Annotated in this window: 22 protein-coding genes; 19 read left to right on the top strand and 3 right to left on the bottom strand. The window is 40.0% G+C overall.

Annotated elements, in window-relative coordinates:
• Positions 1 to 33: 33 nt before the first annotated feature.
• From nosZ to nosD, 12 genes are all read left to right on the top strand, one after another.
• Positions 34 to 2,640, top strand: a complete 2,607-nt coding sequence (gene nosZ / locus MLC35_RS10675; RefSeq protein ID WP_434580520.1) for a Sec-dependent nitrous-oxide reductase — start codon at positions 34 to 36, stop codon at positions 2,638 to 2,640.
• A 153-nt stretch (positions 2,641 to 2,793) separates the two neighbouring features.
• The gene (locus tag MLC35_RS10670; RefSeq protein ID WP_151899397.1) at positions 2,794 to 3,579 is read left to right on the top strand and encodes a cytochrome C; all 786 of its coding nucleotides are present in this window, start codon (positions 2,794 to 2,796) and stop codon (positions 3,577 to 3,579) included.
• Position 3,580: 1 nt separating this feature from the next.
• Entirely contained in the window at positions 3,581 to 4,795 is a 1,215-nt protein-coding gene (locus MLC35_RS10665; RefSeq protein ID WP_151899398.1) for a nitrous oxide reductase family maturation protein NosD, read from the top strand.
• A 25-nt stretch (positions 4,796 to 4,820) separates the two neighbouring features.
• Positions 4,821 to 5,564 (top strand): 4Fe-4S dicluster domain-containing protein, encoded by a 744-nt coding sequence (locus MLC35_RS10660; protein ID WP_434636954.1) that lies wholly within the window; start codon positions 4,821 to 4,823, stop codon positions 5,562 to 5,564.
• A gap of 8 nt (positions 5,565 to 5,572) precedes the next feature.
• Positions 5,573 to 6,187 carry a c-type cytochrome gene (locus MLC35_RS10655; RefSeq protein WP_230973289.1) on the top strand — a complete coding sequence of 205 codons (615 nt, stop codon included), beginning with the start codon at positions 5,573 to 5,575 and terminating at the stop codon, positions 6,185 to 6,187.
• Positions 6,184 to 6,684 (top strand): c-type cytochrome, encoded by a 501-nt coding sequence (locus MLC35_RS10650; protein WP_151899400.1) that lies wholly within the window; start codon positions 6,184 to 6,186, stop codon positions 6,682 to 6,684. The genes MLC35_RS10655 and MLC35_RS10650 overlap by 4 nt, the downstream gene beginning before the upstream one ends.
• 2 nt (positions 6,685 to 6,686) lie before the next feature.
• Entirely contained in the window at positions 6,687 to 7,592 is a 906-nt protein-coding gene (locus MLC35_RS10645) for a NapH/MauN family ferredoxin-type protein (RefSeq protein WP_151899401.1), read from the top strand.
• A 3-nt stretch (positions 7,593 to 7,595) separates the two neighbouring features.
• Positions 7,596 to 8,234 carry an ABC transporter ATP-binding protein gene (locus MLC35_RS10640; protein ID WP_151899402.1) on the top strand — a complete coding sequence of 213 codons (639 nt, stop codon included), beginning with the start codon at positions 7,596 to 7,598 and terminating at the stop codon, positions 8,232 to 8,234.
• Positions 8,235 to 9,062 (top strand): ABC transporter permease, encoded by an 828-nt coding sequence (locus tag MLC35_RS10635; RefSeq protein WP_151899403.1) that lies wholly within the window; start codon positions 8,235 to 8,237, stop codon positions 9,060 to 9,062. It begins immediately after the preceding gene.
• An 8-nt stretch (positions 9,063 to 9,070) separates the two neighbouring features.
• Positions 9,071 to 9,538, top strand: a complete 468-nt coding sequence (locus tag MLC35_RS10630; protein WP_434580515.1) for a nitrous oxide reductase accessory protein NosL — start codon at positions 9,071 to 9,073, stop codon at positions 9,536 to 9,538.
• A gap of 9 nt (positions 9,539 to 9,547) precedes the next feature.
• Positions 9,548 to 10,072, top strand: coding sequence for a PAS domain-containing protein (locus MLC35_RS10625; protein ID WP_151899405.1), 525 nt, complete (start codon positions 9,548 to 9,550; stop codon positions 10,070 to 10,072).
• Entirely contained in the window at positions 10,035 to 11,300 is a 1,266-nt protein-coding gene (gene nosD, locus MLC35_RS10620) for a nitrous oxide reductase family maturation protein NosD (RefSeq protein ID WP_434636950.1), read from the top strand. The genes MLC35_RS10625 and nosD overlap by 38 nt, the downstream gene beginning before the upstream one ends.
• Here the strand turns inward: nosD and MLC35_RS10615 are convergent.
• Both MLC35_RS10615 and MLC35_RS10610 read right to left on the bottom strand, forming a co-directional pair.
• Positions 11,281 to 11,727, bottom strand: a complete 447-nt coding sequence (locus tag MLC35_RS10615; protein WP_151899407.1) for a hypothetical protein — start codon at positions 11,725 to 11,727, stop codon at positions 11,281 to 11,283. The genes nosD and MLC35_RS10615 overlap by 20 nt on opposite strands.
• A gap of 65 nt (positions 11,728 to 11,792) precedes the next feature.
• The gene (locus tag MLC35_RS10610; RefSeq protein WP_434580513.1) at positions 11,793 to 13,118 is read right to left on the bottom strand and encodes an MFS transporter; all 1,326 of its coding nucleotides are present in this window, start codon (positions 13,116 to 13,118) and stop codon (positions 11,793 to 11,795) included.
• A gap of 111 nt (positions 13,119 to 13,229) precedes the next feature.
• Between MLC35_RS10610 and rdgB the strand changes: the two genes are divergently transcribed.
• On the top strand, positions 13,230 to 13,820 hold the full coding sequence (gene rdgB / locus MLC35_RS10605) for an RdgB/HAM1 family non-canonical purine NTP pyrophosphatase (protein WP_151899409.1): 591 nt from the start codon (positions 13,230 to 13,232) through the stop codon (positions 13,818 to 13,820).
• A gap of 145 nt (positions 13,821 to 13,965) precedes the next feature.
• Here rdgB and MLC35_RS10600 read toward each other — a convergent pair whose 3' ends face one another.
• A complete protein-coding gene (locus tag MLC35_RS10600) occupies positions 13,966 to 14,736 on the bottom strand; it encodes an undecaprenyl-diphosphate phosphatase (RefSeq protein ID WP_434636948.1) in 771 nt (256 codons plus the stop codon).
• A gap of 90 nt (positions 14,737 to 14,826) precedes the next feature.
• On the opposite strand from MLC35_RS10600, the gene MLC35_RS10595 reads away from it, so the two are divergent.
• From MLC35_RS10595 to MLC35_RS10570, 6 genes are read left to right on the top strand one after another with little or no spacing between them, the layout of a single operon-like run.
• Positions 14,827 to 15,954 (top strand): pyridoxal-phosphate-dependent aminotransferase family protein, encoded by a 1,128-nt coding sequence (locus tag MLC35_RS10595; protein WP_434636946.1) that lies wholly within the window; start codon positions 14,827 to 14,829, stop codon positions 15,952 to 15,954.
• Positions 15,955 to 16,803 (top strand): ATP phosphoribosyltransferase regulatory subunit, encoded by an 849-nt coding sequence (locus MLC35_RS10590; RefSeq protein ID WP_151899412.1) that lies wholly within the window; start codon positions 15,955 to 15,957, stop codon positions 16,801 to 16,803.
• A 19-nt stretch (positions 16,804 to 16,822) separates the two neighbouring features.
• Complete coding sequence (locus MLC35_RS10585; protein WP_151899413.1) at positions 16,823 to 18,082, top strand: adenylosuccinate synthase; 1,260 nt, start codon at positions 16,823 to 16,825, stop codon at positions 18,080 to 18,082.
• 9 nt (positions 18,083 to 18,091) lie between these two features.
• A complete protein-coding gene (locus MLC35_RS10580) occupies positions 18,092 to 18,520 on the top strand; it encodes a flagellar export protein FliJ (RefSeq protein ID WP_434580503.1) in 429 nt (142 codons plus the stop codon).
• Positions 18,517 to 19,026: a MotE family protein gene (locus MLC35_RS10575; RefSeq protein ID WP_151899415.1), complete on the top strand. Its 510-nt coding sequence runs from the start codon at positions 18,517 to 18,519 to the stop codon at positions 19,024 to 19,026. Before MLC35_RS10580 ends, MLC35_RS10575 begins: the two co-directional genes overlap by 4 nt.
• 41 nt (positions 19,027 to 19,067) lie before the next feature.
• Entirely contained in the window at positions 19,068 to 19,619 is a 552-nt protein-coding gene (locus MLC35_RS10570) for a DUF507 family protein (protein ID WP_151899416.1), read from the top strand.

Here is a 19,619-nt window from a genome sequence, read left to right as displayed (position 1 = left end):
ATTTCTCAAAATGAAAGAAAAAAGGAGAATACAATGGCTACTCATTTAAGTAAGCTGACTTCACTTATTTTAGGCACTTCACTGATGGCGACTGTTGCGTCGGCAGCTATCGGCGGTGAACTGCAAAAAGTAATGAAGGCAAGGGGACTTACGGAAAACGATATTATTCATGCTGCAAAAACATACACACCAAGCGGTGGCAGAGATGAATTTATTGTATTTAGTTCTGGTGGACAGTCCGGACAGATAATTGTCTACGGTGTTCCATCTATGAAAATATTAAAATATATTGCCGTATTTACGCCGGAACCATGGCAGGGCTACGGATATGACGAGGATTCCAAAAAAATCCTGGCACAAGGAAAAATCCGGGGAAAATCAATCACCTGGGGAGATACGCACCACCCGGCACTCTCTGAGACAAAAGGGGTGTATGACGGAAAATGGCTTATTATCAACGATAAGGCAAATCCTCGTCTGGCTGTAATTGATTTAAATGATTTTGAAACCAAACAGATTGTTGTGAATCCTGTTTTCAAATCAGAACACGGCGGCTCTTTCTTTACGCCAAACTCAAAACATATTTTAGAAGCATGTCAGTACGCTGCGCCGTATGACAATAACTATCACCCGATAGAAGAGTACAAAGAGACATATCGGGGCGGTGTGACTGTATGGAGTTTTGATCCAAAAATCGGTCGTATCAAACCAAAAGATTCATTTACGATTGAGATGCCTCCTTATATGCAGGATTTGAGTGATGCCGGAAAAGGCGCCTCTTTTGGATGGGGTTTTACAAACTCTTTCAATACAGAGATGTACACAGGCGGTATAGAAGTCGGAATGCCACCGTTTGAGGCAGGAATGTCAAGAAATGATACTGACTTTTTACATGTATACAACTGGAAAAAACTCTACCAGCTTTCTAAAAACAAAAAAAATGTAAAAGTTGTCAACGGAATGAAGGTTATTCCTATGAGTGTGGCAGTGGCCAACAATGCACTGTTTTTAATTCCTGAACCGAAATCTCCGCACGGTGTTGATGTCTCTCCTGATGGTGAATACATCACTATCTGTGGAAAACTTGATACACATGCTTCTGTTTTTAAATGGAGTAAAATCAAAAAACTGATTGATAACCATGAATATGCAGGAAAAGATCCTTACGGGATTCCTATTTTGGATATGAAAAAATCTTTACACGGTCAGGTAGAGTTGGGTCTTGGGCCATTGCACAACCAGTATGGCAAAAACTGGAAAGACGGTGAAATCTATACGTCACTTTATGTGGATTCACAAATTGTAAAATGGAACTACAAAACACTGAAAGTCCTTGACAAAGTCAATGTGCATTATAATGTTGGACACCTGTGCAGTATGGAAGGAAAATCGGCTGATCCGCAGGGAAAATATGTAATTTCTTTGAACAAACTTGCTATTGACAGATTTAATCCGGTTGGTCCTCTGCATCCGCAAAATCACCAGCTGATTGATATCAGAGGCAGAAAAATGGACCTTTTGTATGATATGCCGATTCCGTTGGGTGAACCACACCAGGCGGTTGCAATTCGTGCGAGTAAACTGCATCCTGAAGTACGCTACAAAATGGGTACAAATCCGAAAACGGGTAAAATGCATGTAGGAAAAACGCTTGCAGGACAGGAAAGAATTGTAAGAAAAGGCAATAAAGTATATATTTACGGTACATTGGTCCGTTCCCATATTAATCCTGAACGGGTTACTGTGAACAAAGGAGATACTGTAATCTTTTATCTGACAAATCTTGAAAGAGCAGAAGATGAGACACACGGTTTTACAGTAGATAACTACAATGTACACGGATCATTGGAACCGGGAGAGACTGTAGAACTTAAATTCAAAGCGGACAGAGAGGGTGTCTTCCCTTACTACTGTACAGAGTTTTGTTCTGCCCTTCACTTAGAAATGATGGGTTATCTGATGGTCAAAGATCCAAACAAAAAATATGTCAGCGCACAAAAGCTTAAAATGAAAAAAATGTCAAAAGCTGAGCTTAAAGCCGAGTATGAAAAGACTGTAGCTGTGAACAATGCAACAGATGCGGTTATTCAGTCTGTTGTCAAGTTCCTAAAAGAAAATCATTACGAAAAATATCCTACAGTCAAAGCACTTGTAGAAGATGCACTTGACCAGTACGGAAAAATTCCGGAACAAAAGAAAAAAGCTGATGAAGCCGTCAAAAAAGGCGACTATGAAAAAGCAATTCTTTTTGAAAATATGATTTGGCAGTATATGGTCAAGACGGCAGATGTCGGTATCCGTGCCAAAGATTTGTTAGTGAAAAAAGTTGCAACAAAACAGTCTCCTGCTGCTGCTGCCGGTGAACGGGCATTTGGCGAAGGCGGATGTGGCGGTTGTCATGTTATCGGTAAAGTATCTTCTGGGCCAGACCTCACAGGTGTTTTACTCCGTCATGAAAATGCTGAGAAATGGGTCAAAGACTTCATTATGGATCCTGCATCCAAATATGATGATCCGTATGTGAAAAGTATGATAGATTACTTTAATCTAAAAATGCCGAATCAGCATATGAATGAAAAAGAAGTCAAAAATATCATTGAATACCTGAAATGGGTCGATGAGAATGCAAATCTGTTTTAAACACAACAGTATGTCAACAGGGAGGAGGAATGCTTTTTTTCCTCCTCCACAATGAAAAATTGATATATATCATTAAATTTACCCCAAACAATTAGATACAATTAACTAAGTCTATATTTAAGTTTATAATCACTTATAGTAAAGGAATAAAATATGCATCCAAGTCTCATAAAAGCCAAAATATTTGCCACAATAGCTTTACTGATTTTAACATTTTCATTTACACTGCCAATGATAGCTTTTCACGGAACCTTGAATAAAATAGAAGAAGGGAAGGCAAATGAAGTCTCATCGGTCAGTAAAAGTGTATGGAATCTATACAACAAAGGAAGATATAAAAGCGTTGCAACACCTAAAGACGCCAGAAACAATTTAGAGAAGATGATAGAAGAAGGGGCTGAAATCGGTCCGGCATCTCTGCCTATCTGGGCGGTTTCTCTCGAAGCTCCAAATTATCCGAAAGAGGCATTTCCGGAAGGGATACCTGTCTTTTTCCATTTTGACGGATACAGTGGAGAAGTACATGAAATGAACACAATCAACCACTATGTGGGTATGGACCCTATGTGGGCAGGCGGTCATATAGAACGTGCAATCGGAATTTATGCTCTTTTATTTCTTTCTTTGGGAATTATTTTGTTTATTGCCTATGATAAAAAAATCTTTAATTACATTATGCTGATTCCTGCCGCACTGCCGCTTATCTTTATAGCTGATTACTCCTACTGGCTGTATCATTTTGGGCACAGTCTGCATGACTGGGGTGCTTTTAAAATCAAGCCTTTTATGCCGACTGTGTTTGGTGACGGAAAAATAGCACAGTTTACAACACACTCCTACCCAACCATTGGTTTTTACATGCTGTTGCTTATCAGTTTTTTCAGTATTTTGGCTTTTTTCGCAAAACAGAAAGCTTTTAAAGAGATGGAAGAGAAATAAAATGCTTCTAAGAATATTTGTATTGCTTTTGTATTGTAACGGATTAAATGCAAATATTCTGCAAGAGGCTATAGACAAAGCTCCTGCAGGCTCAATTTTAAAACTCCCAAAAGGTATATACAAAGGCTCTGTTGTCATTAACAAACCGCTCTCAATCATAGGGCAGGAAGCAGGTGTGATTATTGACGGAGAGAATAACGGAACGGTCATAACAAGCAAAAGCTCGTATGTGACATTAAGAAATCTGACGATCATCAACAGTGGTGACAGGCATGAGAATGTTGATGCGGCTATTGCAATGAGTGAGTCCAAACAGTGCGAGATAAGCAACTGTACAATCAAAAACTGTCTGTTTGGCATAGATCTGCAAATGGTCGACAATTCTATCATTCAAAACAATACCATCAGTTCAAAACCTTTTGCTTTGGGGCTTAGAGGAGATGGCTTAAAGCTGTGGTATTCCAATGACAATATTGTCCGGGGCAACAGACTGATCAAATCACGGGATATGGTTGTCTGGTACTCCCACGGAAATCTGATTGAGGAGAACTTTGGAAAAGACGGCAGATACTCTTTGCATTTTATGTATGCGGGGAAAAACATTATAAAAAACAATTATTACGAGCTCAATTCTGTGGGTATATTTTTTATGTATTCGCAAGACTCCATAGCCGTGGGCAATGTGATTAAAAGCTCTCAGGGTGCCACAGGAATGGGCATAGGCTTAAAAGATGCATCCAATTTTACGATAAAAGACAATACGGTCATCTACTGTGCGCAGGGACTTTATATAGACAGATCCCCTTTTGAGCCGGGAACACACAATACAATAGTGGGCAATAAGATTTTATACAATGCCGAGGCAATGCATTTTCACTCCCTGAGTGAGAATAATATTATTAAAAACAATATCATACAGGGAAATATAGAGGATATTGTCAATGACAGCAGAGGCAGCAAGACAAACGAAAATGAAATATCGGGAAATTACTGGGACAAATATGAAGGTTTTGATAAAAATCACGACGGCATAGGCGATACACCGCATAAAGTGTATCAGTATGCTGACCAACTGTGGGTTTATAACTCTAATGTGAAATTTTTTTATGCTTCACCGGTTATCTCACTTCTTAATTTTTTGGCAAAACTGGCACCTTTTACGAAACCGCTTTTTTTGATGGAAGACAAGAAACCAAGAGTGGTAAAACCATTATGACTCAAGTTAACAAAAAAGGAACACTATGGCAAAGCAAGTAAAAACAGACAGAAGAGAATTTATAAAGTACTCTACATTGGGTGTTTTGGGACTGGTTCTGGGAGGCGGTATTGTTTTGAGCCCGTATTTGCAGGCAAAAGAGAATCGGCTTCGTCCGCCGGGGGCGGTTCCTGAAAAAGAGTTTTTAGGTTTATGCATTAAATGCGGGCAGTGTCTGCAGGTGTGCCCGTACCACTCTATAAAACTGGCAGATATTGCCAAGGGAACAGGCGAGGGGACGCCTTACATAGATGCAAATATCCGGGGATGTTATGCCTGTGATGCCGTTCCCTGTGTGCTGGCCTGTCCAAGCGGTGCTTTGGACCACAGTTGCTCAAAACCCGAAGATATTCAGATGGGAGTTGCCGTACTGGAATTTCCCGATACCTGTCTGGCAATGACAAATACTCCGGTACCAAAAGGCTACAATGACAAGATGAAAGCCTTTACCGCCTCTGTCAACAATGTGACAAGTCAGGAATTGCAGCTTCTTGAAAAATTTGACGGGTATGAGGGAAAAGAGTGTACGCTGTGTGCCGATATGTGCCCGGTTCCCAACCCTTTAAGTGCCATCGCTATGGTTCCGGATGCGCAGGGAGGGAAGCGCCCTGAAATATATGACGGGTGTATAGGATGCGGAGCCTGTCAGGAGGTCTGCCCGACGCAAAAACCGTCGATAGTCGTCAAACCAAGAGTAACATACGAACAGTATTATGAAAAAACAACATAGGAAATCCCATGAAAACAGATAAAAGAAAAAAGAGTATGAAGGGTTTTGTTCTTACTTCGTCGTTGGTCTTGCTGACACTTTTAAGCGCATGCAGTGACTCAAAAGAGGACAGATCACAAAAAGAGCAATCTCTGTCTGCTAAAAATCAAAAGAGCAGTCCAAAGATTGAAATAGTTGAAAATAAAAATGCGCATGCGGTGAAAGTGGCCCGGCAGGAGAATGGAAAAACACAGAATAACTCGTTTTATTATGATTACGGAGAGAAAGAGAGTGTGCAGGAAGTCAATACAAAAAAGCGTACTGACATCGATGCCAATTTACATGTACGCAGCCCCTATGAACAGATTCAGGTCACGATGCTGGTAAAAAAACTAAGCAAAAACTTTATCGTCAGATGTGCACCTTGTCACAATGATTATGCAAACGGGGTTATCGGGCCGTCGCTTCTGGAGAGAAAAGCGGACTATATATACAATAGAATTCAGGATTTTAAAACCGGAAAGAAGTCCAATCCTTTGATGAATGATCTTATCCAGATGATGAGTGACGAACAGATTAGAGCTATGGCAGATGAAATATATGCCTTTAATAAAGAGATTAACAAGATGAGGGGCAGAGAATGAAAAATATAATTGTAGGAATCTTAACACTTGTAATTTTTGGACTGATGGCGTGGACGGCTATGAACGGAGGTGCATACAACGGAGGCGAACACGGAAAAATTATTGCAGATATCGGCAACAGAACAGCTGCTGTGCAAGAGAGCCAACCACAGGAAAAGAGTGACAGAGAAAAAGAGAACGAAGCATTAAGTGCATTGCGAGAGAAGGCCGGCAATGTTGCAGGTTTTAAAGTAAGTGATGCGTACAAAAGCAAATGTGCTTCCTGTCACGGTGTAGACGGCAGCGGTATGCAGTACGGGAAAAAACTGATGGGACCGAAGCTCTTCGGACAAAGTGCGGAGACAATTTACAAAAAACTTGAAGACTTTAAATCGGGAAGAAAAGAAAACCTGGTGATGAAAGGGCTTTTAATTCATATGACACAAGAGGATTTACGCAGGTTTGCCAATGAAATAGGTGAGTTTCCGGCAAGAGCACAAGCAGTGAAACAGGAATAAAAATGGATAAGTATCATAATAGAGAGACGATAAAAAGAACAACTTTCTGGTCAACATTCTATAACACAACAAAAGAGGGGAAAAAGGTTCTGAGCTACAGAGCCAAAAGATGGATTCTTGTTATAGTAATTCATCTGATGTTCTTTTTATCTTTTGCTGTGGATATTCAAATGCTTGAAGGAACATTAAACGGTTCGCGTTTTTTGGGCTTTCACCTGATTGATCCTTTTACAACTTTGGAGATGCTGATGGCAGAGCACCATCTGCATATAAACATCATTATCGGTGTGAGTACAATTGTGCTGTTTTATATTTTGGTTGGGGGCAGGAGCTATTGTGCCTGGGTCTGTCCTTATGGAATATTGAGCGAAATAGGCGAAAAATGGCATGATACGCTGGTGCATAAAAAAATTATAAAAGAGAGAAGGTTTGATCATCGAATCCGTTATGCTTTTTGGGTGATTTTTCTTATACTCTCATTTACAAGCGGCTATCTTGTTTTTGAAACATTTAATGTCGTGGGAATACTCTCCCGTGCAATTGCGTACGGCTGGAGTCTGGCACTTGTCTGGGTTTTGGTGGTGCTGGCTTTTGAGGTCTTTTTTTCACGCCGGGCCTGGTGTACATATATCTGTCCGATAGGCACAACCTATGGTATGATAGGAAAAGTCTCCGCATTGCGTGTTGAATGGAATGACAACTGTGACCACTGTATGGTCTGTCATGATGTCTGTTTTGAAAATCAGGTTTTGGAAATCACAAAGGCAAAATATGACAAACAGAGAGAAGAAGAAGGCATCACAAGAGAGTACATTACGGGTGCGGACTGTACTTTATGCGGAAGATGTATAGATGTTTGCCATGAAGATGCGCTCAATTTCGATTTTCGATTAAAAAGTTTGGTGTAAATTATGATTCAGATATCCCATGTAACAAAAAAATTCGGACAGAATATTTCCCTTGACAATGTCAGCTGTGAATTTAGGAAAAACGAATCCATAGCACTTATGGGCGCAAACGGTGCAGGAAAAACAACACTCATCCGTTCGATTTTGGGATATTACCATCCTGATGCCGGAGAGGTGCTGATTAACGGATTGAATCCTGTAAAAAAGAGAGTCGATGTTTTGTCCCATATCAGTTTTGTGCCGCAGCTTCCTCCGCCTATCAAGCTCAGTATTGACGAACTGATACAGTATGTCTGTGTGAGTGCCGAGGTGGACAAAGAGTTGGTGAAACATTATGCGAATGAAATGAAACTCGATATAAATGCCAATTTGAACAAATCATTTTTCAAACTCAGCGGAGGAATGAAACAGAAGCTTCTTATCGCAATCTCTTTGGCAAAGAAGAGTGACATTATCATATATGATGAACCGACGGCAAACCTTGATCCAAAAGCCAGAGATGATTTTTACAGACTGCTCAGGCAAAATGAGCAGGAGAAAGTTTTGCTCTTTGTAACGCACAGGCTTGAAGAGGTAAGAGAGTTGGTCAACAGGCAGATCTATATGGATATGGGAAAAATTGTATCAGATGAGAGATTTTAAATGAAAAATTTATATTTAATTGCATATTTGGATTTAAAAGAGTCAATCCGGGCGAAATGGTTTTTAGTCTATTCCCTTGTGTTTGGCGGTCTGATTGCCCTGTTTTTTATAGCAGGGGTGACGGAATCGCAGGTAATGGGATTCAGCGGGCTGAGCCGTCTGCTGTTGATGTATATTCAGATAACGATTGTTATTTTGCCTATATTTATTTTGATTACTACGGTTCGTTCCATCTCGGGGGACAGAGACAGTCATATTTTGGAGTATATGCTCTCTTTCCCTATCTCTTTAAAGCAGTATTACTGGGGGAAGATTATCGGGCGTTTTATTACCGTCTATCTGCCTGTTGTTTTTGCGATGGTGATTGCCGTTGTCTACGGTGCTTTTAAGGGAGCCGAAATTCCCTGGGGTATTTTCTTTTTGTATACCGGGCTTTTGTTTGCGATGAGTGCCACATTTCTTGGCATTGCTTTTTTTATCTCCTCTTTTGTAAAATCATCCGAAGTGGCTTTGGGTATCGCATTTTTTATTTGGATATTTTTACTGGCATTTATAGACATTGCCCTTATATCACTGATGATGCAGGAGCGTTTTAGTGAAGGTTTGATTATCACCATAGCACTGTTAAACCCTATGGAGATTTTCCGGGTGGCAGCCATATCACTGTTTGATCCACAGTTGACAGTGATGGGCCCGGTTGCCTATTATATACTTGACTCTGTAAGTCAGACAACTTTTGTACTGCTTGCTATTGGGTATCCTCTTGTTTTGGGGATTGGGTTTGCGTATCTTGGATATAAAATATTTGAGAAAAAAGATTTGGTCTAGGAGCTGTTATGAAAAAAATTATGAGTATGGTCCTGTTTGCAACACTGTTGTTTTCGTATGAGATGAATTATGACAAAAATACGACAGGGCTGATAAGACAGATGAAAGTCTACAAATATCCGACATGGGTCGCGAAGATAGAACTGGCAAGCGGAAAGAAAATATTTTTTGTTTCTCCAAAATCCATGTTTGAATTTTATTTTCGGCCTGCCGCATGGCCTGAATACGGCATAAAACAGGAGAGTGATTTCAAAAACATCTATGTGACTGATTTTGCAACGGCAGAACCTATCAAAGCCAAAGGTGCCTTTTATGTGTACGGAAGTGATACGACCTCTCCTTCGGGTGATGACCTGGTGCCTTTTGACTCATATAAAAGAGCGGAAGAGTTTGCAAAAAGGCACAAGGGAAAACGCATTCTCGGATTCAGAGAGATTAACAGAGGACTTATCAACTGGCTCAACGACAGCCTGTAGGAGAAAAAAATGACAAAACCGACACCAATAGATGAAGAGATTCAGCTGGATCCGAAACGATACATCGTCAGTGAAACAGACGAAAAAGGAAAGATCACTTATGCCAATGATTATTTTCAGGAAGTTTCAGGGTATACGGAAGAAGAACTGTTGGGACAGCCTCACAGTATTGTGCGCCATCCGGATATGCCAAAAGTAGTATTTAAACTGTTATGGGAGACGATAAAACAGGGAAAAAACATTAATGCTGTTGTGAAAAATCTGGCAAAAGACGGGCGCTACTATTGGATATTTACCGAGTTTGAAATCAGAAAAGACACAGACACCGGGAAAATCATAGGGTATCATGCTTCAAGAAAGACCATATCAAGGCATGTTATTGAAATCATAGCGGACCTGTATGCCAGACTTTTGGAAATAGAGAAAAAAGAGGGTCTTGCAGCAAGCGAAAAATATCTTATCTCGTTTTTAAAAGAAAAAGGCGAAACAATAGAATTTGCAGATATTATGGAAGAGATTCACAAGTTTTACTGATGTTGAGGTACAAAACAGAATGAAATTCCTCATACTTTTTGTAATTTTTATCTCCTCTCTTTTTGCAAACTCCTTGCAGGAAGCTGTTGATCAGGCATCCGCGGGTGCCGTCATTAAGCTTCAAAACGGTATTTATCATGGAAATATTCTTATTAAGAAACCGCTGACAATTATCGGGGTTGGCAATCAGGTTGAAATCAGGGGAGAAGGAAGAGGTTCTGTTGTCAGGATACAAAGCGCACATGTACGTTTAAAAAACATAATTATCACAAACAGCGGAAAAAACATGCGCTCTATTGATGCAGCAATTAGCCTGAAACAGGTAAAGTACTGTGAAATCAGCCACTGTACACTGAAAAATGTATTGTATGGAATTGACATGGATATGGTGCAAAACTCTTTGGTTTTGCAAAATGATATCACTGTTGCAAAAAATGATATTGCCTTGCGCGGGAATGCTTTGAAGCTGTACTATTCGCACTACAACACCATTGAAGCAAACAACATTCATGATGCACGGGATGTGACACTGCGCTATTCGCATCATAATCTTTTTCAGAAAAATAAATTTGCACATAACAGGTTTGCAACACATCTCGAACTCAGTAATGCAAATATATTTAAAAACAACAGCTACATGTATAATTCTGTGGGCATGATGTTTATGGGTGCAAAAGATACGCAGGTTATTGCAAATAAAATTTACAGTTCAACAGGAGCAGCCGGAATCGGCGTGATGATAGGCAGTGTTTCCAATTTTGTATTTACAGGCAACAGTGTGCGTTATAACGCAAAAGGTATTTATATTCAAGGGGCTGAAAAAGCGCGGGGAATGAAACGCTTTTTTAAAAACAATGAAATAGCCTATAATGCCGAAGCACTGCATTTTCACGCCTCTATCAGAGACAACATGATTGTACATAATAAATTTTTTGGAAATATTGATGATGTGCTCAAGGATATCGGAGGTGATTTTGATGCTTCCAATGTTGTGGAGTATAATTACTGGGACAGGTATGACGGTTTTGATGCAAACAGTGACGGTATAGGCGATACACCCTACCGTGTCTACCAGCATGCTGATCTGCTGTGGCAGGAGAACAACAAAGTCAAGTTCTTTTACGCGGCTCCGGTGATGAGTCTGCTTGATTTTTTGCTCAAACTTGCTCCTTTTATCGAGCCGGATTTAATTATGGAGGACAAAAAACCTATCTTCCGATCTTTTTGACACGTCTGAGCACTTCATTGAAATCTATAATCTCCTGATCTTTTGCTATATCATTTTTGGAAGCATGAGCAGAAAATCCGTATGCCATTGGGGTAATGTTTTCAGTGTCATAGTAGGCAGTTCTTGCATTAATCCATTTTCCTGTTTTTGCATCTGTCACCCAGATAACAGCTTTGTCCTTCCAGGGAATCTGTTCATCATGAAACCAAAGAACCATGCAGCCAATATCATCAAAGGGGTAATATTTTCCGTTTGAGGGGTTGATGACCTGGACCGTGTTTTTCCGGTCACTGACAACCATTGCACAGCGTGCACACATATCTCTGTCAAAATGGACTTCGTGGGCCTGTACGGCAGACTTTTTTTCACATCCGGTTATACTCAGCAGGCCCAAAACAAGCGTGACTGACAAGAAGAATAATCGCATAGGCAAATCCCTTTTTGATTATTCTAACTTATTCCTGTTCTTTAGAAGATGATATATGTCAAGTATTATTTAATTATCTGCGCTTTGAGAGTCTCTTCTTCGAGTTTTTCCGTTGCATATTTTATGACGACGACATGCTCTGTTTCATTGATGAACCACTCTGCAATATGTTCGCTTTCCAGGGCATTGAGTTTATCAAAGTCGACTTCATTTTGTGGAATAATCAAATGAGAATATCTTGTAGGATTTTTCATTTTCAAGAGTGTCCACAGAAGCCATAAAAGACCAATGGCACCGATGGTGAGTCCCAAAGTCTCTCTGGAGCTGACATCAAGATAGAGTCCGGCAAAGGTACCGCCCAAAAAGGTTGCAAAATATGCCGCAGAGTTTGCTATACCCAAAGCGGCACCTTTTTGGTGTACTTTGGCAAACTTGCTGATCATAGACTGCACAAGCGGTTCCATCATATTAAAGGCCACAAAAAAGAAGATAACGGCAGTGATAAATACGGCACTTGAAGTTGTTGTTCCCATCATCACAAATGAAGCGATAAACAACACAATAGAAAGCAAAAATATCTGTTTTGGAATATTTCTTTTTTCTCCAAATACAGCAGCCGGTCCCATCGCAATAAGTCCTGCGATCATTGCAGGCACATAGACCATCCACAGATCACTCTTTTCCCAGCCAAAACCGTATTCCGGCTTGGTCAAAAAAACGGGAATGATGACAAATGCGGCAGTCATCAGACCTTTTTGCATTGCATTGATAATAATCATACTTAAGAGATTCGGATCTTTAAGTATATCTGCCGTTTTTGTTTTTCCGTGGTAGATATGTTTTATCTTTGGCGGTGTCGGTACTTTGACAAATAGAATAACAATGGCAACAAGTGACAAGATCGCCGTAATAACGAAGATAACACTGATACCGAATTCTGCGGCGATAACCGGACCGAGTGCCATAGCAGCAGCAAAACTCATAGCGATAAACCCGCCCATGATTGCCATTGCATGGCCGCGCTGCTTCTCTTCAACCAAATCGGCAATCATAGCAGTGACAACAGAACCGATAGCGCCGGCTCCCTGCAAAAAACGCCCAAACATCAAGGTATATATATCTGTTGAGTAGGCACAGATAAGCGAACCGACCAAAAAGATGATCAGACCGAAGAGTATCGTCGGTTTTCTTCCGATTTTATCACTCATGCTTCCAAAAGGAACCTGAAAAACAGCCTGTGTCAGGGCATAGCCACCGACAACAACACCGACAAGAAAAGGTGTGGCCCCTTCCAGGTCAAGAGCATAAACGGAAAGAACCGGTAAAACGAGAAAAAGTCCTAAAAATCTGAGAAAAAGAATACTGGAGAGTGGTAAAACTTTTTTGAACATAAAAATCCTTTTGTTTTAGTGTATAATTTTGTAATTATAGAGCAACTATTATTTATAATTGATTTGCAAAAGATAAATAATATAATTTAAAAGATAATTTAAGGAAAGAAATTGAAACAACTGGTTTTAGCAACATCAAACAAGGGAAAAGTCAGAGAGATCAAAGAACTTTGCAGTGAATATGAAGTAGTGCCCTATACAGATTTAATCGATGCTTTTGAAATTATAGAAGATGCCGATACTTTTCAGGAGAATGCACTGATTAAAGCACGTGCGGTTTATAAGGCTTTGGGTAATGAAAATGCAATTGTACTGGCTGATGACAGTGGCATAAGTGTGGATGTGCTTGAAGGTGCACCGGGAATTTACAGTGCCAGATACGGAGGAGAAGGGGCAGATGACAAAGAGAACCTGCACAAGCTTATGCAGGATATCAAAGCAAAAGGTGTGACAAACTCTCCTGCACATTATACGGCAGCCATTGCCATTGTAACAAAAGGCATTGAAAAAACAGTACACGGATGGATGCACGGAGAGGCGATTACTGAGGCAAAAGGGGAAGGCGGTTTTGGATATGACCCGATGTTTGTACCGCTGGGGTATGAAAAAACACTGGGCGAGTTGGATGAAAAAGTCAAAAAAGAGCTTTCTCACCGCTCCCAGGCTTTAAAACTGGCGGGTAAAATTTTAAAAAGCTTATAAGAATTTACGGCTTGCCAGATAGAATGTTTTTTCTAATTTACTGAGCAATACATGTAAGTGATCGCTGTATCGGCTGATTCTTTGCATGATATCTCCTTATAGATTTAAAATGTCTCACAGGAGAGACTCAGCAAAAAGTGTACCATTAGTTAAATAGCGTTAAAAGTATCACACCAAAAAGAATTCTGTATACACCAAAGGCAACAAAGGTGAATTTTTCCAAAAATTTCAAAAAGAGCTTGATTGTCAGATAGGCAACAGCAAAAGCAACAACAAAGCCGACCGCCAAAGCTTCGATGTTTGCAGAAGAAAATTCATGATAATGTTTGAGCAGATCATATCCACTCACGGCACTCATTACGGGAAAAGCAAGCAAAAAACTGAATTCCGCACTGGCCTTTCTGTTCAAACCGACCAGTAAGGCCCCGATGATTGTTGCTCCCGCACGTGAAGTTCCGGGAATGAGAGCAAAAATTTGAGCAATTCCTATCCAGAGTGATTGTTTGAGCGTTACATCTTCAACATTTGTTATGAGCTCTTTTTCTTTGGGTATATAAAATTTTTCAACCAATAAAAAGATAAATCCGCCTATAATGAACATAGTTGCAACGATAGTAATGCTAAAAAGTTCTTTGATTTGATGTGAGAAGACAAAACCGACGGCACCGATAGGCAAAAAGGCAAGAAAAACTTTTGTCCATAATGAAATATGTTTGAATGTAAATTTTTCTCTGTAGTTGAGAACAACAGCCAAAATAGCTGCAAACTGGATGATAACTTCATACGCTTTGGTGACATTTGTCTGGTCTATACCCAAAAATTGACTCGCTACAATCAGATGACCGGTTGAAGATATGGGAAGAAATTCGGTAAAACCTTCAATTATACCTAGTAAAACAGAGTCAGACAATGTCATGAAAGAACCTTCTTTTTTAAAATTTAAACTTATTTCGATATAATACGAGGTTTTATTTTTAAACAACCTAAAACTCACAGGAAATTACATATGTTACTTTTTACACCCGGTCCTACACCAGTACCGCAAAATGTTAGAAATGCCATGGCTGATGAGACAATGCACCATCGTACCCCTGAATTTGAAGCTATTTTTGAAAAAACACGAAAACATCTTTTTGAACTTTTTGCTACTGATGAAGTTGTTATGATTGCATCAAGCGGAACAGGCGCTATGGAAGCAACAGTAGTCAACCTGTGTAAAAATACACTTTTAAGTGTCAATTCAGGAAAATTCGGCGAGCGTTTTGGAAAAATTGCCAAAGCACACGGACTCAAAAATATTGAGATAAAAAATGAGTGGGACACACCTGTCAGTGTTGAAGATGTTGTTGCCGTTGTAAAATCCAACAGCGACATTGATGCTGTGGCTGTGCAGATTTCTGAGAGTGCGGGCGGACTGAGACATCCCGTGGAAGAGATAGCAGAGGCGCTCAAGGCAATCAATCCGGATATTATGATTATTGCGGACGGGATTACCGCTGTCGGTGTTGAACGTATAGATGTGACAAATATTGATGCGTTGATTGCAGGCAGTCAAAAAGCACTTATGCTGCCTCCGGGACTTGCCATTATCGGACTCAGCAATGCCGCGATAGATAAAATCGGCGAGGGCAAAGGCTACTATTTTAACCTTGCGTCCGAAATCAAAAAGCAGCGCCAGAACACGACAGCCTATACTGCTGCTACGACACTTGTTATCGGTCTTTTGGAAGTTTTGGAGACAATAAAAAAAGAGGGTGGTTTCGGCGTGCTGTATTGCAATACAGCCAGACGTGCCAAAGCGACAAGAGCAGCACTCGAAGCGATAGGTCTGCACTCTTACCCCAAAGTGCCTGCTAAAAGCATGACAACCATTGATGACAAAGATGCGGCAAAAATCCGCTCCGCTTTAAAAGAGGAGTACGGGGTAAATGTAGCCGGCGGACAGGACCATTTAAAAGGTAAAATATTCCGTATAAACCAGATGGGCTTGATTGCACCGCATGAATCTCTCTGGGTTGTCAATGCGATAGAGTTGATCTTGCACCGTTTGGGACGTTTGGAGTATGCGGGCATTGCTTCAAAAGTTTATAATGAGGTTTATTTTAAAACCGCATTAGAAAAAAAAGAGATATAAATGATACTTGAACATGAAATACCCAATGGTTCAAAGCTTTATTTTGGCAAATCCGCCAAGATAAAACGCCAGATAGAAAAAACTGCAAGTGATATTCTTGATGCAAATGGCTACGAAGAGATAGTAACTCCTGTGTTTTCCTACCATCAGCATCAAAGTATTGCAGATCAAAGAGAGCTGATTCGTATAAATGATGAAAAGAACAATGCGCTTTCTTTACGTGCAGACTCGACAATAGATGTTGTACGCATTATAAAAAAAAGACTCGGAAGCAATACGAAACAGAAAAAGTGGTTTTATATCCAGCCTGTGTTTACCTACCCGACAAACGAACAGTATCAGGTCGGTGTGGAATTTATGGGGGAGAAAAAACTCTCTTGTGTGGCAACACTGGCAATAGAGATTTTTGAACGCTTACATGTAAAGCCTCTGATGCAGATTTCCAATATTAAGATACCCGAGTTGCTGGTTGCAATGTTTGATGAACTGACTATAGATGATTTCAGACATATCAACATTGACAAGTTTTTGAATCTCAAAGTCGAATGGCTGAGCGAACTTGTTTATCTGCAGTATGTGGAGCAGATAGATGATGTGCTTCATAAGGTACCCGAAGCAATCAAAAAAGAACTCTTGAAGATGAAAGAACTGTGCGCGGAAATTGCCTGTGAAAATGCTGTTTTGGCACCAATGTATTATGCAAAAATGCTTTATTATGATGAGCTGTTTTTCAGATGCATAGTAGGCAATGAAGTCTATGCACGGGGCGGAAGATATAAAGATTCAGATTTAACATCTGTAGGGTTTGCAATTTATACAGATACTTTGTGTGAAGCATTAGAGCAATAGAAAAAGAGGAAAAGAAAATATGTATACAAATAAAGCAGATGTGATTGTCGGAATCCAGTGGGGAGACGAAGGCAAAGGCAAGATTGTTGATAAACTTGCAATGGAATATGATATGGTTTGTCGCTCCCAGGGCGGGCACAATGCGGGACATACGATTTGGGTGGACGGAGTCAAATATGCACTGCATCTCATTCCTTCGGGTGTTTTGAATCCAAAAGCCGTCAATGTAGTGGGTAACGGTGTTGTTCTCTCTCCTGTTTCTATTATCAAAGAGATGGAGCAGTTTGAAAATCTTGAGGGACGTCTTTATATTTCAGATAAAGCACATCTCAATCTTGCATACCATGCAGAGATTGACCAGGCAAAAGAGAAGCTCAAAGGCGATAAAGCAATTGGAACAACAGGAAAAGGGATAGGACCTGCCTACTCTGACAAAATCAACCGCATCGGACATCGTGTGGGCGAACTGCTGGATCCTGAGAAGTTGTGTCAGACTATTTTGGACTATTTTGCGCTTAACAAGCCTATTTTTGATGTTATGGATCTGCATGCACCGAAAAAAGAGGAACTTTTGGCAGAGCTTAAAGGCTATAAAGAAAAGTTGGCACCTTATATTACGGATACAACACAGATGGTATGGCGGGCTCTGGACAGTGAAGGCAAACGTGTGTTGCTTGAGGGTGCCCAGGGAACAATGCTTGATATTGACCACGGAACCTATCCGTATGTGACCTCTTCGTCTACCGTAAGTGCGGGAGCATGTACAGGTCTGGGTTTAAATGCCAAAGATATCGGGAAGGTGACAGGTATTGTAAAAGCCTACTGTACCCGTGTAGGCAACGGGCCTTTTCCGAGTGAAGACCTTGGTGAAGCCGGTAGACGTCTTGGTGAACAGGGGAATGAGTTTGGAACGACTACAGGCCGGGCAAGACGCTGTGGCTGGTTTGATGCGGTTGCAACCCGTTATGCAAGCCGTCTGAACGGATGTGACGAACTTGCACTGATGAAACTTGATGTTCTTGACGGTTTTGATGAGGTAAAAGTATGTGTTGCCTATGAATATAAGGGCAAGACTATAGATTATGTACCGATTGATCTGGAAAATGTCAAACCGGTTTACAAAACTTTTAAAGGCTGGGACAATTCAGTGGGCGTGAGAACTTTTGAAGAGTTGCCGGCATCTGCGCAGGATTATGTGAAACTTATTGAAGAGATAAGTAAAACAAAAGTCGGTATAATTTCTACATCACCGGAAAGAGAAGATACAATAATTTTATAAGGATACGCCGTGAAAACACGTTTTACCTCTTTGGTACATGTAAAGAAAAACATTATGCAAAAGAGTGAACGTGTTTTGCAAGAGGCAAATACAAACCTGCAAAAAGCAAAAAAAGCGCTGGAAGACTCTCTGGTGTTTTTGCAGGAAATTTCTCTCCCCTCACATGGAAAAATAGCAGAATTTATGGCAGGAAGGGCACTTTTGGATGCACAAAGAGCCGTGATACAGCATAACCAGGAATGGTTGCAATATGCAAAAAACGAAGTAGAACAGGCAAAAGAGGCATTGAAAAAAAACATGACAGAGTATGAAAAGTATAAATATTTAGAATATGAAGAGATAAAAAAAGCACTCAAAAAAATAAAAATCAAAGAGGCAAAAGATTTGGATGAAATTGCTCTAATGACCTATACAAACAAAAGCAAGGAAGCCTCTTGAGATATCTTTTACTTACAGCATTTCTCTGCTCTTCACTTTTTTCGATACAAAACAGTGACAAACTTTTTGAATGCACACAAATATTCAACGAAAGAAAAAATGAACTTTTGGTTGAACTTGAACGTATAGATGAGCAAAAACAGGCATTAAATGCCTTGAAAACGGCTACTGAAGAGTTATTGAAACAAAAAGAGGCAAAACTTTCTTTGAAAGAAGAGGAAGTGAATGCCAAACTGGAGCAGATCAGCGAAAAAGAGAAGAAAATAAAAGCAATGCTTGAAAAAGATGCGCAAATTCTCAAAGAGCTGAAATCGACAAAGATGAATAAAATATCGCAAACATTTGCAAAAATGAAAGCAGGGGCTGCGGCAAATGTACTCTCGGACATGGACGAAATAGAAGCAGTGGCTATTTTGCAGTCTCTCAAACCAAAAGTAGTAGGAAAAATATTAACCAAGATGGATCCAAAAAAAGCATCAAAGTTAACGCAACTATTAGCTAAATAATTGTAAAATACTTAAATTTAATTTATAAGCAGGCTGAATCTATGAAAATATCTCTTAAAACTATTCCCCATATCGCAAATAAAATTGCTGTTGATTTAAACAAAAGCGGTGCTGTTACAATGACAAAAGGGCTTGAAAATGTCGCACTTGAGGCACAGAAAGTATTGGAAGAGAATGTCAAGCAGGAGATGGCTCTTGAGAAAAAAGTAGATGAGATCTGTATGGACAATGAAGAAGAGATTGAGTTTATGCTTGCAGACGAGAGACAGCTTTTCTTTATGATTAAGAAAAAACTGGCTCCCGAATACGGGGTGATTTTAGATTATGAGGAGCGGTACTCGGATATATCGCACAAAATTCTTGATGAACTTTATGAAGAAGATTTGATTCATTTTGAAGTAACGGAAAATCGTATTAAAAATATTATTTACAATGCCATTACTTCTTTTATTGCGGATGCGTCGGAAATTGAAGATGCTGTAATGGACAAAATTCGTTCGTACAAGAGAAAATTTATTCCCGGAACAGATGAGTTTGACATCTTGCATGAAAAACTTTACAGAGAAGAATTAATGAAAAGAGGAATGGAGTAA

The organism is Sulfurimonas sp. NW7 (assembly GCF_051132265.1).
GTDB classification, from domain to species: domain Bacteria; phylum Campylobacterota; class Campylobacteria; order Campylobacterales; family Sulfurimonadaceae; genus Sulfurimonas; species Sulfurimonas hydrogeniphila.
Note: the sequence above shows the minus strand (reverse complement) of the source record. Positions and strands in the feature narration are given on the sequence as shown.